The organism is Peribacillus sp. YIM B13477 (assembly GCF_042787955.1).
In the GTDB taxonomy this organism is placed as follows: domain Bacteria; phylum Bacillota; class Bacilli; order Bacillales; family DSM-1321; genus Peribacillus; species Peribacillus frigoritolerans.
Window position 1 is genome coordinate 353266 of the sequence record NZ_JBHZPD010000003.1, and the last position, 14608, is coordinate 367873.

At 42.8% G+C, this 14608-nt stretch carries 13 protein-coding genes and 1 pseudogene; 1 reads left to right on the top strand and 13 read right to left on the bottom strand.

Annotated features, from left to right (window positions below; all coding sequences use genetic code 11):
- Window positions 1–42 precede the first annotated feature (42 nt).
- From ACFX4H_RS13440 to ACFX4H_RS13500, 13 genes and pseudogenes are all read right to left on the bottom strand, one after another.
- A complete protein-coding gene (locus ACFX4H_RS13440) occupies window positions 43–819 on the bottom strand; it encodes an HpcH/HpaI aldolase family protein (RefSeq protein ID WP_377435595.1) in 777 nt (258 codons plus the stop codon).
- 69 nt (window positions 820–888) lie between these two features.
- Window positions 889–1587: an alpha/beta fold hydrolase gene (locus ACFX4H_RS13445; protein ID WP_377435596.1), complete on the bottom strand. Its 699-nt coding sequence runs from the start codon at window positions 1585–1587 to the stop codon at window positions 889–891.
- A 2-nt stretch (window positions 1588–1589) separates the two neighbouring features.
- The gene (locus tag ACFX4H_RS13450) at window positions 1590–2213 is read right to left on the bottom strand and encodes a cupin domain-containing protein (protein WP_063594732.1); all 624 of its coding nucleotides are present in this window, start codon (window positions 2211–2213) and stop codon (window positions 1590–1592) included.
- Between the two features lie 52 nt (window positions 2214–2265).
- Window positions 2266–3699, bottom strand: coding sequence for an aldehyde dehydrogenase family protein (locus ACFX4H_RS13455; protein WP_377435647.1), 1434 nt, complete (start codon window positions 3697–3699; stop codon window positions 2266–2268).
- 4 nt (window positions 3700–3703) lie between these two features.
- A complete protein-coding gene (locus ACFX4H_RS13460) occupies window positions 3704–4891 on the bottom strand; it encodes an iron-containing alcohol dehydrogenase (RefSeq protein ID WP_262871391.1) in 1188 nt (395 codons plus the stop codon).
- Between the two features lie 35 nt (window positions 4892–4926).
- The gene (locus tag ACFX4H_RS13465; RefSeq protein ID WP_223255775.1) at window positions 4927–5694 is read right to left on the bottom strand and encodes an SDR family NAD(P)-dependent oxidoreductase; all 768 of its coding nucleotides are present in this window, start codon (window positions 5692–5694) and stop codon (window positions 4927–4929) included.
- A gap of 210 nt (window positions 5695–5904) precedes the next feature.
- Window positions 5905–6930, bottom strand: a complete 1026-nt coding sequence (locus ACFX4H_RS13470) for a LacI family DNA-binding transcriptional regulator (protein ID WP_377435597.1) — start codon at window positions 6928–6930, stop codon at window positions 5905–5907.
- Between the two features lie 767 nt (window positions 6931–7697).
- Window positions 7698–8543 carry an HAD family hydrolase gene (locus ACFX4H_RS13475; protein WP_377435598.1) on the bottom strand — a complete coding sequence of 282 codons (846 nt, stop codon included), beginning with the start codon at window positions 8541–8543 and terminating at the stop codon, window positions 7698–7700.
- Between the two features lie 119 nt (window positions 8544–8662).
- Window positions 8663–9931, bottom strand: coding sequence for a PTS ascorbate transporter subunit IIC (locus ACFX4H_RS13480; protein WP_377435599.1), 1269 nt, complete (start codon window positions 9929–9931; stop codon window positions 8663–8665).
- 31 nt (window positions 9932–9962) lie between these two features.
- The gene (locus ACFX4H_RS13485) at window positions 9963–10229 is read right to left on the bottom strand and encodes a PTS sugar transporter subunit IIB (protein ID WP_053536259.1); all 267 of its coding nucleotides are present in this window, start codon (window positions 10227–10229) and stop codon (window positions 9963–9965) included.
- 17 nt (window positions 10230–10246) lie between these two features.
- A complete protein-coding gene (locus ACFX4H_RS13490; RefSeq protein WP_048883162.1) occupies window positions 10247–10513 on the bottom strand; it encodes a PTS sugar transporter subunit IIB in 267 nt (88 codons plus the stop codon).
- Window positions 10510–12576 (bottom strand): BglG family transcription antiterminator, encoded by a 2067-nt coding sequence (locus ACFX4H_RS13495; RefSeq protein WP_377435600.1) that lies wholly within the window; start codon window positions 12574–12576, stop codon window positions 10510–10512. The genes ACFX4H_RS13490 and ACFX4H_RS13495 overlap by 4 nt, the downstream gene beginning before the upstream one ends.
- A gap of 381 nt (window positions 12577–12957) precedes the next feature.
- Window positions 12958–13286, bottom strand: a pseudogene (locus tag ACFX4H_RS13500) (NADPH-dependent FMN reductase); the annotation flags it as partial.
- 219 nt (window positions 13287–13505) lie between these two features.
- Between ACFX4H_RS13500 and ACFX4H_RS13505 the strand changes: the two are divergent.
- Window positions 13506–14597, top strand: a complete 1092-nt coding sequence (locus tag ACFX4H_RS13505) for a low temperature requirement protein A (protein WP_377435601.1) — start codon at window positions 13506–13508, stop codon at window positions 14595–14597.
- Window positions 14598–14608 lie beyond the last annotated feature (11 nt).

The following is a 14608-nucleotide window of genomic DNA, read 5'->3' on the forward strand; positions in this document are numbered from 1 at the left end:
CGTATAAAGTAGTTTCGTCAAAATGCTGTACTTCTTGTAAAGTCATTTAACAGATTGAGTGGCCTTGCTTGCAGAGACAACATCATTTAACGCAGACGTAATCACATTATTCAATATGACCCCGACATATTGGGCGCCTTTGTCAAAAGCCCCATTAGCGGCAGCGCTGTTACTGGCTACGGTACCAATTGGCATATCAAGCTCTTTCCCTTTTATGAACAATTCATCGATGACCCTTTGCACTTCAGGATGACTTGCGCCTTCCAGTTGGTATCCCATGTTCACCGAGAGGTCTGTAGAACCGATAAATGCCAAATCAATGCCAGGAACTGTTGCAATGTCTTCAAAATTGTTTGCTGCAGCAAGTGTCTCAATATGCACAATTATCATAACATTTTCATTACTCTCATCTAAATAGGGTTTTCCGCCATCTTTTCCGTAGCGCGCCGGTCTGGTGGAATACGATACTCCTCTATTTCCATATGGAGGGAATTTAGCCCGCTTAACTACCTCAAGTGCCTCTTCTTTTGTATTGACCATTGGTACTTGTACACCTTTTGCTCCGCGATCTAAAGCCTTTTGAATACTGGAAGGGTCATATGAAACCCGGACGATCGGGACAGCCCCAACAGAATCTGCCGTACGGATAATGTTTTCAAGCTCTGATGCACTGAATGCACCATGCTCGTCATCTATTACGACGAAATCAAAGCCGGCATAACCGAGCATTTCGACTAATGGCGGGGAATTTATCCCTAAAAATGCACCAAGAACTTGTTCCCCGCGTTTGATTTTTTCCTTTATGGCATTATTCTTCATCGTCTTCCCTCTCTTTCTGCAGACTGTATCTCGTTCCATGCTGCAAAATCATGTCCAGTTCCCGGCACTTCAATTACCTGACAACCATTTCCTCATTGCAGCGCTCACTTTTTCAGGCTGTTCTAACGTACTTAAATGACCCGAATGACTAATGATTTCAAGACTCGCCGCCGGGATGTTCTCTTTTAGAAATTCGGACATATGAACAGGACATACCCTGTCTTCCTTTCCTGCCAAAATCATGGTCGGGCATTCAATAGCAGCAAGGATGGGACGTTGGTCAGAGCGCGTCATCACGGCTTTTAACTGATTGATATACCCTTCTTTGCCGACTTTTTCAGCCATATCGATGATCTTTGAAACTAATGCTTCATCATTTCTCCGGTCCGGATGGATTAACACCGGGAGAAGATAATTGCATGTAATATCGAGAAATTGGCCATTATTCGCCATTTCGATGAACCTCTCCCAGCCTTCGATTTGTTCCAGGCTAGGAGGGTTTGGATTCGTATCAAGTAACGCTAGCTTTATGACCCGTTCCGGTGCTATTCGCATGATTTCCAGAGAAATGATGCCACCCAGGGATAAGCCTGCAAGTGCAAACTTATCAGGTGCCTCTTCCAATACCGACTTTGCGATTCCTTCTATAGTATCAGCCTTCGATACATCACAGACTTTCACATCTGCTAGATCTGATAGGTTCACCATTTCCCATAGACGCTCATCACAAAGCGTACCCGGAAGCAAAATGAGCGGTACATTACCCATCCTTATTTTTCACCCATTTTCAATTTATCGGCAATTTCCTTTTCAAGTTCTTCAAAGTTATCCGGTTTAATCATTTTGCCTAAATCATTGGCAAAGAATCCATATTCAGCTGCATCCTTGATCACTTTTGGCGACCAGTAAGGGTCTTTTCCATCAAATACTTTATGTTGTTCAAGAACGGCGAAGATCCAAGCATCTTCTTCACTGATGTTTTCGAATCCTCTCCATAAGCCTGGCGGTAATGAAATTAAGTCCCATTGATCGATGATCGTTTCGCCATCAATTTCATCAGGACCCTTCCCCCAGTAGAAACGCCATTTTCCTGAAAGAGGAAGGAAGGATTCAATGTAATCATGCGTATGGTAAGCAGGACCGTTTCCTTTCTGGGCTTTCACCATTCCGATTTGAAAACCATGCGGCTCGGTAATTTCAGGTGTGAAATTATCATTTTCGCTTGCTGTATCCCCAATCAATGTATAGTTGATACGTTGATGACCTGGAATGATACTATCAATGAACATTAATGGTATTCCTTTTGATTTCATTTGATCAAAACGGACGATCCAATTGTTTTCCATTTCCTCATTCGTTACCGCTTTTTTTACTTTAGGTTCTTGTACTGACATTTTAATTTCCCCTTCCGTGTTCGTTAATTTTTTATTTTCATGACCGCGCTATTTAGAGAGTAAAGACGGCTAGTTTTAATTCAGTCATTTCCTCGACTGAATACTTAATCCCTTCCCTGCCTGTCCCGCTGTTTTTCACTCCGCCATATGGCATGTGATCCACCCTGAATGATGGTATGTCATTCACGATGACACCTCCGACCTCAAGCCGTTCAACAGCATCAAAAGCTTTTGGCATCGAAGTCGTATAGACGCCTGCTTGGAGGCCGTATAAAGAATCATTCACAAGGTCGATGGCTTCATCCCATGTTTTATAGGAATTGACTGAAACGATGGGGGCAAATGCTTCCTGGCAGCTTACTTCCTGTGTTGACCCCGCATTTTTGATAATGGTTGGGTGAAGGATTGCACCTGTTCTTTGACCGCCATATGCGATTTCCGTTCCAGCGTTTCTAGCCGATTCGATCCACCCTTCGACTCGTTTTGCTTCATTTATACTGATCAACGCGGAAAGATCTGTATCTTCTGATTCCGGATCTCCAAATTTTAACTGCTTCGTCTTTTCGGTAAACTTTTGCAAAAATGACTCATATAAATCTTCCTGTACATAAATTCGCTGGATAGAGATGCAAACCTGACCTGAATAGGCAAAGGAACCTTCGACACAACGCTGCGCAACGGCATCCAAGTCAGCAGCACTGTCGATGATGACAGCAGAATTGGAACCAAGCTCCAATGTCACCTTTTTCAAGCCAGCTCTTTCTTTGATCCCCAAACCGACTTCGACACTTCCTGTAAATGTGACCATTTTAATTCTCGGATCAGTGACCAATACGTCGCCGACGACGCTTCCTTTACCTGTGACAACATTCAGGGCGCCTTTAGGTAAACCTGCTTCTTCAAAAATTCCGGCTGCGGCCAATGCACTAAGCGGTGTCTGTGAAGCCGGTTTTAAAATGACCGAGTTGCCTGCAGCAAACGCGGGACCAAGCTTATGTGCCGCTAAATTAAATGGAAAGTTAAATGGTGTGATGGCAGCAATGACGCCGAGCGGTTCACGCTTTGTATAAGCAAAGCGTCCTTTGCCATTTTTAGCGGCATCCATCGGAATCGTTTCACCATGAATCCGTTTTGCCTCTTCTGCTGCAAACTTGTATGTTTCAATCGTGCGTAAAATTTCGCCCCTTGCCGCCTTTAATGGCTTAGCATTTTCCTTAGCGAGTATTAATGCACATTCCTCAAGTCTTTCCTTGAAAATTTCGGCTGCACGTTCCAGGATATTGGAGCGCTCAAGGGCTGTTAGCTTTTTCATTTCTTTTGCACCTTGTTCCGCACATTTTATCGCTTTTAGTACCGTCTCCTTTTCTGCCAAAGGCACTTGCGCGATCACTTTGCCGGAATAAGGGGACCGAAGATCGTAATGATCATTACCTTCCAGCCACTCGCCGCCGATGTATAATCTCTTTTTATCGGAATTTGTCTTGATCAAGTCAGTTTCCCACCCTTCCTTTAAAGGCGCTTTGGTAGATTCCGAGAATCTTTTGTTCATTTAGCTTATAAGGAGTGTTCGATAGCAAGCGATCAATTTTGGCCGCCTGTTCCGCCAGTATCGGTAATGATTCCTCTTCAATCCCAAGTTCTGATAACGATGTAGGTAAATCAAGATCCTCCAGAAGCTGATACATATAATCAACAACTGCCTTCAATGCTTCGCTTGGCTGTGATTTGAAATCACCCAACTGTAAAAAGGACGCTACCTCCATCATTTCTTCCGTGCATGTCTTCCCAATCACTTCGAAAACGAATGGCATTAAAAGGGCATTTGCGACACCATGCTCAATATGGTATTTACCGCCTAGCGGATAGGCCAGTGCATGAACCGCCCCAACCCCTGCATTTGCTAGAGCCACACCCGCTAATGAACTTACCCAGCTCATTCCTGTCCGTGCATCCAAATCATTTCCGTTATGGACAGCTCTCGTAATGTTCGAAGGAAATAGTTTCATTGCTTTCTCTGAATAAACTTTCGTAAGCGGTGTAGCCTTGATGGCAATATAAGATTCAATGGCATGTGTAAAGGCGTCCACCCCTGATGCCGCAGTAACTCGTGCCGGGCAGGAAATGGTCAATTCCGGATCGATGATCGCTACATCCGGAAGGAATACCGGGCTTACGATCCCTCTTTTTACTTGCTGCTCTTCATCACCGAAAATGGCATTCATCGTCACTTCCGAACCTGTTCCTGAAGTTGTCGGCAAAAGAATGCATTTAACCGTTCTCGTTTTCACCACTTTTTCACCGTTAAGATAACTTGTTATATCGTCTTTCCCGCATAAAGCTGCTGTTGCTTTTGCTACATCCAGCGCACTTCCCCCGCCGATTCCGATGATTACATCACATTTCTCGGCATCTAGCGTTAGTACGGCCTCCTTCAATAGCTGAAACGTCGGCTCTCCCGAGATCTCCGTATATGTAATGGTTGGTACGGATAGAGGCTTAATATGATCCAACACTTTTTGAACAACGCCAACTTTTTCCAGACCCTTGTCACTTACAATCGCAACCTTCTTGGCTCCCAGCTCTTCAATTTCCTTTACTAACGTCGTAAATGCCCCAACACCAACTCGGAAAACTGTCGGCATTCGAAAATCTTGGATTATATTTTGAGCTATAGACATCATTCACCCTCCTTTTGAATACGTATTCAAAAAACTCACCAGACGGTCCAACCGCCATCGACCACCAATGTTTGACCTGTCATCATATCTGAACAATCTGATGCCAGGTAAACCACGCCGCCAAATAGATCCTCCGTTTTAGCAAGTCTGCCAAGCGGAATCCTGCTCAATACTTCATCTTTGAACGTTTCATCTTCAAACATCTGCTTGGTCATCGGTGTTTCAATGAAGGTTGGAGCAATGGCATTGACATTGACTTGATGCGGTGCCCATTCTATCGCGAGCGCTTTCGTCAGCTGTGTAATTCCTCCTTTACTGGAGGAGTATGCAGCCCGTTTGTAATAACCGACGAATGCCATTTGCGAAGACATGTTTATGATCTTGCCTTTTTTTTGGTCGATCATATACTTCCCTGCCGCTTGGCTCGTAAAAAATACACTTTTTAAATTAATGTCCAGGACGGTGTCCCACTCTTGCGATGTCAACACTTCAGCTGGCTTTGCCACGTTTATTCCTGCATTATTTATTAAAATATCAATCTTACCGAAGTGTTTGTATATCCCTTCCATTACTTGTGCCGTTTCTTCAACCTTTGTTAAGTCGAATGAAACGGGTAAGACATTTACACCGGTTTGCCCGATTTCATGTGCTGCTTCTTCAAGTTGCTGTTTATTGCGGGCAACTATTGCTATATCGGCACCGGCCTGCGCAAGCAAATGGGCTAAGTCTTTACCGATTCCTTTACTTGCACCCGTTATGATGGCCACTTTACCGCTTAAATTAAATAAATGATTTATATCCAATCTATCACCTATCTTTACCTCATCGAGGCGATTTTTCATTTTGCATTTTGATTTTGAATACGTATTCAAAATGATGCAAAATACTTGTTAGCGATTACAAATTAAAATATAAACAACTTTCTGACTTTTGTAAATAGTAAAATTTTAAAAATTCCCGATTTTTATGAAAGTTAATACACATAAGGTCCGATCCAAAACCGGCCATTCCCCTTAATCTTGTACGGGGGCTGGCCCTGTTGTTTTACGGACCATCAGTTCAGGCTTAAGGAAAATTTGTATGGATGAAGATGATGTTTCTTTATTTTCGATGAGATAGATTAATTTTTCCAGAGCTGTTAAAGACATTTGATCCATTTGTTGGGATATTGTGGTCAGCCCTATGAATTCATTAGCGGACAATCTTATATTATCAAACCCAACAACCGATAAATCAGTAGGGATTTTCAAATTTAGGCTTGAAGCTGCATCTAGGACTGCGAGAGCCATCTGATCGGATGCGGCTATGATTGCAGTCGGCCTATCCTTCTTTTTCAGCAGTTTTTTTGTAAATGAATAAATCTTGTCATAGGAAAATTCGCTATTGAAAATCAAGCCTTCATCAATTTCATACCCGTTCTCCATCATCTCTTCTTTATAACCAACCGTTCGTTCATATGTTGCCAAGTATTTGGATGGGCCGGATATTTTCGCTATTTTTTTATGTCCTAATTTTATTAGATGCTGAACAGCGAGCCTGGCACCTTTATTATTGTCCATTACGATAAAATTAACGTCCTTGATATCGAGGAAACTATTATATAATAATACGGGAAATCCATTATCATGTAACTTCTTAATTTTTTCAGTATAATTTTTACTCACGCTTGTAAGGATGATTCCCTCTACCCTTTTGCCAATAAGCAAATTAATGGCTTGTTCCAAGTTTTCATCTTTATGCCCCGTGTTGTAAACGATGACATCATATTTTAATTCTTGTGCCCTTTCTATGATGACTTCCGCCGTTTCGGCAAAGAATGGATTTGAAATGCTCCCCAATATCAACCCTATTGATTTGGTTCTTTTTTCAACAAGGCTTCTGGCTATTTCATCCCTTGTAAATCCCAGTTCATTAATTACAGCAAGAACCTTGTCACGCGTATTTTTCTTAATATAGGGGTAATCATTCAGCACCCTGGAAACGGTTGATTGTGAAACACCCGCTATTTTGGCCACATCTTCTGTCGTCACTCTCTTCATGCTTCATAAATCCTTTCTACGTCTAGTATTGTTATCCTAGGAAACTAAAATAACGTATTTATATCAATATAAATATTATGATTTCCCTTTAATATATCATAATATTTAAAATTTTACTTCCAGTTATGGAACTGTTTTGGGTTTTGGATTGCGTCAGGTTGTATTTTTCGGAAAATATGAGGATTTAAAGTAAGCGTTTGTTGCTCATCTTATCCTATAGGAAAAAGAGCCGATCTTTATAGATGGGCTCTGGAGATAAGCTCGATATTAATTGAGTTTGCAAAAATCGTTGATTGGAACGTAGGGCACTCGCTTTCCGCGGGCGGTCCGCCCTCGGCGCCTTTGCGCCTGTGGGGTCTTCCCTGGACACGCTTTTCCCGCAGGAGTCTCGTACCTTCCGTTCCAATCAACTTTGCCTTTAAAACTTAGATGGATCTCTTTTTGTCTATAAACTGCTGTAACTTCTAGACTGTAGACAAATTAAAACACGTTCGGCGTTGATGTCAGAAATCCGCTCCCTTTCCGCTGGCTGTCTGCCAAGCCGCATCAAAGCAAGCGTCTGTGGGGTCTCGTCTAGCCTGTTATTCGGGAGGAGTGTCGCAAATTTCTTCAATCCTTTGAGGGTTTCAAACAGTTTAAAACCATTAAGGAATCTTGTTTAATATCAAGGTCCGGAATGATACCATTCCGAACCCCTTTTGTAGACATAGTTAAGTTGTCAAAACTCATACGTTGTTTGGAACGTATGACACTCGCTCTTCCAGGTTTCAGTGAAACTTTGCCTTTAAAAAGCGATACAGTCCATCTTCTCGATATGAATACTCCGTCACCTCATCGGCTTGTTCTTTGACAAGGTCAGTTGCGTTTTTCATGGCAACGCAATGTCCGGCGAGTTTAAATAGCGGGAGGTCATTTTCACCATCGCCTACTGCCAGGATCTCTTCGGGTGCTAGCTGAAAATGTTTCAGCAGCAGTTGAACGCCTGTTGCTTTTGTGATGCCTTCCACCGTCACTTCTACATTATGATGGGTGGAGGAAGCTGTGGTAAAGGCATTGTACTGCTTGATTTTCCCCAACTCCGCTTTCCATTTTCGAATCGTATTCATTTCATTGCTGAAAAAGTAGATTTTGGCGACGCTCTTTATATCCAGTTGTTCTGACCATCTTATTTTGTCTTCGACTGCATCCTGTCTTGATAGCCATTCATTTTCATCGACCGTCCCAGGTTTTGGTATCATACCTTGTTTAACCATATAGTCTTTATCTTTAAGTAATGCCATCCGTGTTCCTTCGTTCGGATGAACTTCATAAAAAATCTCTTCCGCTCCTGCTTTGGCGACCAATTCTTCGACAAGTTCCGTCGGCAGGGCGTGCTCGACAATCTGTTCCTTTCCGATGAATACGGACATTCCATTGGCGGTCACCATTCCATCGGCCCCCATGTCGGCCGGCAAAACGTCCCTCACCTCTTCCAGCGTTCTTCCTGTTGCAATGAAAATCAGCTTACCGCTTTCCCTAAGTTCGCCTATGTATTGTTCCAGCGTCTCATTCACAGTATTTCTTTCGTTCAATGTCGTGCCATCCAAATCGAGCACAATTGCTTTGTTGGCCATGCCAATCACCTCAAAAATCAGAATGATGATGAAAATGCCAACAGCCCATTATCTTTAAGATCTTAGGCTGTTGGTTTCATTCATATATTTTTACTTCTGTACCTTATCAGTATAACAGTTTAGGATAATCCTAAAAGTTTCATGACACTCAGGATCAAGAGACCTACCACACCGAAGTCCGAATCACCAAATGTGGTGCCTTCAAACCCTACATCCCCCAAGAAGACCAGGAGTATTGCCGGCAGGAAACTGATGATGAGTCCGTTTGCAAACGATCCAAGCATCGCTCCGCGTCTGCCTCCCGTGGCATTTCCGAAAACACCTGCTGCAGCTCCGGTGAAGAAATGCGGTACGAGCCCAGGAACGATTACTTTCAATCCAAGTGCCGGAAGGAGGAACATGGATAGTAGTCCAGCCAGGAAACTGAATAGAAACCCGATGATCACTGCATTTGGAGCGAATGGAAAGATGGTCGGACAGTCCAATGCAGGTTTTGTATTCGGCGCCACTTTATCGGCAATCCCTTTGAATGCAGGGACGATTTCAGCAATTAACATCCGTACTCCTGCAAGGATGATGTAGACTCCCGCAGCAAATGTTATCGCCTGGATGAAAGAGAATACGATGAAGTTCGAACCGCCGGATAATTCCGTTTCAATATAGTTCTGCCCGGCAAACAATGCGACGATCACGAAGAACATCGTCATTGTAAGCGATACAGCGACCGATGTGTCCCTCAGGAATCCTAAAGACTTGGGAACCTTGATTTGCTCTGTCGTTTTTTCCTTATTTCCAAACCATTTTCCCACAGTCGCGGATACGAAATATCCGATTGTCCCGAAATGGCCGATGGCAAAATCATCGCTGCCGGTAATTTTCCGTACGTATGGCTGAAGGAGGGCTGGGAACAACACCATGGATACTCCTAATAGAATGGAGCCGACCAAGATAAGCGGAAATCCGCTGAGCCCGCCGACGGATAGGGTGACTGCAAGTAAACAAGCCATGAATAAGGTATGGTGTCCCGTTAAAAATATATATTTAAATGGCGTGAAACGAGCAAGCAAAACATTGACAACCATCCCAAATACCATGATAAGTGCAGTCGAAGTCCCAAAATCACTTTGGGCGGCTGCGACAATGGCTTCGTTATTCGGTATGACGCCTTGTACGTTGAATGCATGATCGAACATTTTACTGAATATATCAAGGGCGCCAATGAGCACTGCCGCTCCCGCTCCGATGATAATGAAGCCCATGACGGTTTTTAGCGTTCCAGATACGACATCCGCACTGGATTTCCGCTGTAACAGCAGTCCAATGAGGGCAAACAGCCCCACAAGTATGGAAGGTGTACCCAAGATGTCATTCATGATAAGTTCCAGCATTGCCTCTCCCCCTATTCTTTATGTTTTCTTCTTATAGATGTGAAGTTAATTTCGATGTGATTTCAGGAATGCTCATCATGTTTTCCAGTGTGACGATCGTCCGGGTTCCATCATCCAGCTGACCGACAATATCCGCCGCTCCCAGGAAAATATCAGCCTGAACCGTTTTTGCGGATGCCAGATCCGTATGGTCCACCTCGGCTGTCTTCCCCATTTCCGTCAATGCTTTCTTCACATTCATCTCCATGATGAAGCTGCTTCCCAATCCATTTCCGCATACTACCATGATTTTCTTCATATCAATCTCTCCTTTTTTTATCCTACATGCATTTCCAATTTAGATTTGATTTCAGGGATGCTCATCATGTTCTCCAGTGTGACAATCGTCCGGGTTCCATCATCCAGCTGGCCGACAATATCCGCTGCCCCCAGGAAAATGTCAGCTTGAACCGTTTTTGCGGATGCCAGATCCGTATGATCCACCTCGGCCGTCTTCCCCATTTCCGTCAATGCTTTCTTCACATTCATCTCCATGATGAAGCTGCTTCCCAATCCGTTTCCGCATACTACCATGATTTTCATTCCGCTTCCTCCTTCGAATATTTATGAACGTACTCCATAAGGACCGATTTATCTGAAGTGCTTACTATTTCTTCTATATTGGCCGGATCATTCAATAATTGAGTGAGCTGGATCAATGCCCGCAGATGCGAATCGTTATCTACGGCCGCCAAAATGATAATCAGGCGGACCGGTTTATCCGGAGCAAAGTCCACGGCTTCGTCCAATTTCAGCAAACTCATGGATAAAGACCTGACCCCCTGCTCCGGGCGTGCATGGGGAATCGCCACTCCAGGCGTTATCACTACATATGGTCCATTCGTTTCTATGGCCTCGATCATTGCATCCACATATCGTTCTTCGACGGTACCTAAGTCCACGAGAGGCTTGGCCGCGACTTGAATCGCTTCTTTCCAATCGGAAACTTGCTGCTGTAATTGGATCGTTTGCATATTGAGCAGTTCTTCTAACACGGGCTTCTCTGCCTCCTTTAAAGAAAATTGGGTTATTTTTGGTGTATGGGTATACACATTCGACTTCAAAGCCTTTTCAAGCTGATCCTGTTCATGGATGGTTGCATACTTGGAAATGATCTTTAATAAAGCTGCAACATCCACACTTTCCGTCGTATATCCATACAATTCCTGCATGACCTGCTGGCGCAATGTATGTTTGTCCTGCATTTCCAAAATCGGCGGTACAACGAATAATGCCGCTTTTGTTCTCATATGCACCGTCGAGAAAACAAGATCGTACGACAGCGGGTATTCAGCCGCATTTCTAACGGACAAAACATCCAGGAACAAAATATCAGGAAATAACTCCCTCAATGTATAAATGAGGATATTGCTGATGCCGATACCATTCGGGCATACGACAATCGCCCGTTTTCGATCATCCAATGTGGTTCCTTGCCTGCGCAGCCATCCGCCAAAATAAATCGTGAAATAGGCCACTTCTTCTTCCGATACTGGACAGCCAACCTCTTTCTCCAAAACCCACAGGGATTTCTTTGTCAAATGATGCAGTTCGGGATAGACCTTCTGCACCCGTCCCGTCATCGGATTCATTTGCGGAAGACCATACCGCAGTCGATAATATGCCGGTTTAAAATGAACGTATAATTGCTGGCATAGCTGCTCTTTGTCTTTCAGGTGAACAAATGCCAGCCTCTCGAACTCTTCCACGATTTCCTGCAAAAGGTGTTGAATGACTTCATCATCCTTAAGAGGGGAAATATCCTTCGTTCGATTCATGCTCAATAAATGTAAGGCTGCATATAAGTTTTCCGTTTCGCTCCATACTGATTGAAAGGCATCCGTCCTGGTCATCTCCTCGACCAGTTTGTATTCTTCCGTCGCAACAAACGGCGTCCAGCTCTGGTCGGCCTGTAACTCTTCCCCTTTTCCTATGAGCTGATCTGTACATAGAAATAAATAGCTCAGTTCATGAAGTCGTTCATCCGTAAAGGTGATGCCCAATTTACGTTCGGCGCTTTCAAGCTGCAACCGGATCGAGCTGATTTGCTTTTCATGATTTCCCCATATGCATTCCATGATCCATTCACTATTGGGACTGTTCAGTACATCATGCACGAGACGTTCAATGATATATCTCTTTGTTCGGCTGTCCCCAATCACCACGTAGCCATCTTGTTTGGAATACTGGATCTTGAGCGATATGTCCCTGTTTTTATCTTTAAGTCTTTTTAAATCCTTCAGCACCGTATTTCGCGAAACCCCGGTGATCGTCTGAAAATGATAGACGGACAATTCTTCTTGGCTTAACAGGATCATGAGGTAAAAAACCTTTTCCCTATCTGTCTCTGAAAATATATAATTGCGTTTTGTCAGTTTTACATTCAATTCTTCATCCCTGATTGTTTCAGAAAAGGAGTAGCCCATTTCACGATTATATTGAATCGGTTGATATCCATGAAATTGGAGCCAGTCATTCGCTTTGCTCAATCCATATTGAATCTGCCTTCTCGTCAGACCTGTTTGGGCTTCAAGTTCTTTCATTTTTGAAATGGGCGAATGCTGTAATAGTTGTAGTAAATTGGCGCTTCTTTCATCTAAAAACATTCTCAATCCCTCTCCCTGCTTCTACGATATCTCACTTCTTATTAAAAATGTAGCGTTTCTCAGTCCGAATGTTGTCATGGGTACTGCACAATAATATACTCTTTAAATATTTGTGCACAATACCGCATGTAATCAGTTTTCAATACAGGCTATATTTGGAAGGTTTGTACATATGCAGTTTGGAGGCAAGTGTGGTCATGAGGATAAGGTATAAAGGGGATTCGGGGATGAAAGTTGAGGGGGTGGAATGAGGCGCTTTAAAGGGCTAAACTTAGCTTCATCTAATCAAAATGAAAGGGAAATCAACGTTCATATTTTACAAAACCCAAGAAGAAGTAGCTTGATTTCAGAAATCCGATCCCTTTCCGCCGACTGTCTGCCAAGGCCAACTGGTTTTTTGGTAAGAACGGCGGACTCACGAGGTCTTGATGCCCAGTCCATTGCATTTTTTAATACGTCTGGCATTCCAGAATCGTTTTCAGGACTTGCGATAATGATACCGTCGACGTCCTGGATGGCGGATTTAAATGATGTCACTGTTTCTGGAACCCCACTAATTTCTAGATCTTCGTTAAACAACGGAAGATCATTAATTTCGATCCAGCGAAATTGATACGAATCAACCATATCTATCAATGATTGAGCAATGATTCGATTATAAGAATTTTCCCTTATAAACTGCCGCAAATACGGCCGATGGTTCTGGTCATCTACTTCCCTCCCTGTTTATCTCATGCGGTACCACAATATACCAAAAGTAAAAAAGTGACGTTATTCCTAATTACACGCTTGTATGTACTAAATTTGGCTTAACTTAATATTGGAAAAAAAGAACTTCATATCTTATCCCAAAGTTATATTGGACCCCTTCCATTTTCTGAATGTTTCCAACATACTATAACCTATAAGGCGTTGGGAGGAGTACAGAAATGGATGAAAAGAAAGTTACATGGTTAGAGCTCTTTTATGATTTGTTATTTGTGGCTGCCGTTGCGGGCGCAACTCATGTTTTACTGCATGTTGAAGATGGATATATCCACCCAGAGTATTTATTAAAGTTCGTGCTGATTTTTATTCCTATCTGGTGGGCTTGGGTAGGGCAAACCATATTTATTAACCGGTTTGGAAAGGATGTATTTCATCAACGGCTATTTTTGATATTGCAAATGTTTTTTGTCCTGATCATGACATCAAGCTTATCTGCAGATTTTGATCCTTATTACCTTTCTTTTTTAATTGGTTATATTGGTTTAAGAGCCGTTACTGCTATCCAATATCTCGTTGTACAGCGGATAGAAGAGGGATTTCGAAAAAAGGCAGCACTCTTTTTGGGAAGGTATTTTTGGATTGGAATCGCCATTTCAATATTGTCCGTCCTTTTTGATTCTTGGCTTAGGTATGCTGTGTTGTATTTGGGCATCCTGGTCGATATCGTTGTCCCGATCCTTGGAAGAAAGTGCTTGGAAAAGGTTCCTACAAATACGGCCCACCTGTTGGAGCGTTTTGGCCTATTCACCATCATTCTCTTTGGGGAAGCTCTGGTAAGCACGCTTGCGGTCATTCAACCTAAACAAGGAAATTGGGATTCGATAGCCTTTTCCATCATTTCATTTGCGCTGATAATAGCCATGTGGTGGCAATATTTCGATAATATGGACAAGAAAGTCGACAAGTCTGTACAATCTTCCGGCCAAATCATCATTTACGGTCATCTGTTTATTTTAATGTCTATAAGCATGATTGCAGCAGCCATCAGGTTATTGTTTTTACATGAGGTCCATTATTCATTTATCCTCTATTTTGTTTTTGGTTCCGTATTGCTCTATTTCATGTCAGCAACGTTTGTTTTCCACCAATATAGACATAAGCACCAGCGGTTGCAAATATATCATTTAGGGTTATTTTTAGGGATTTTAGCCGTCTTTTTTATTTTTAATTTGTTTGTCGGTGTACCGAATATTGTGATAATAGCCGAATTAACACTGTTCTTTATCATCTATGCTAAACTAACGACTACATAAAATCTTAGTCG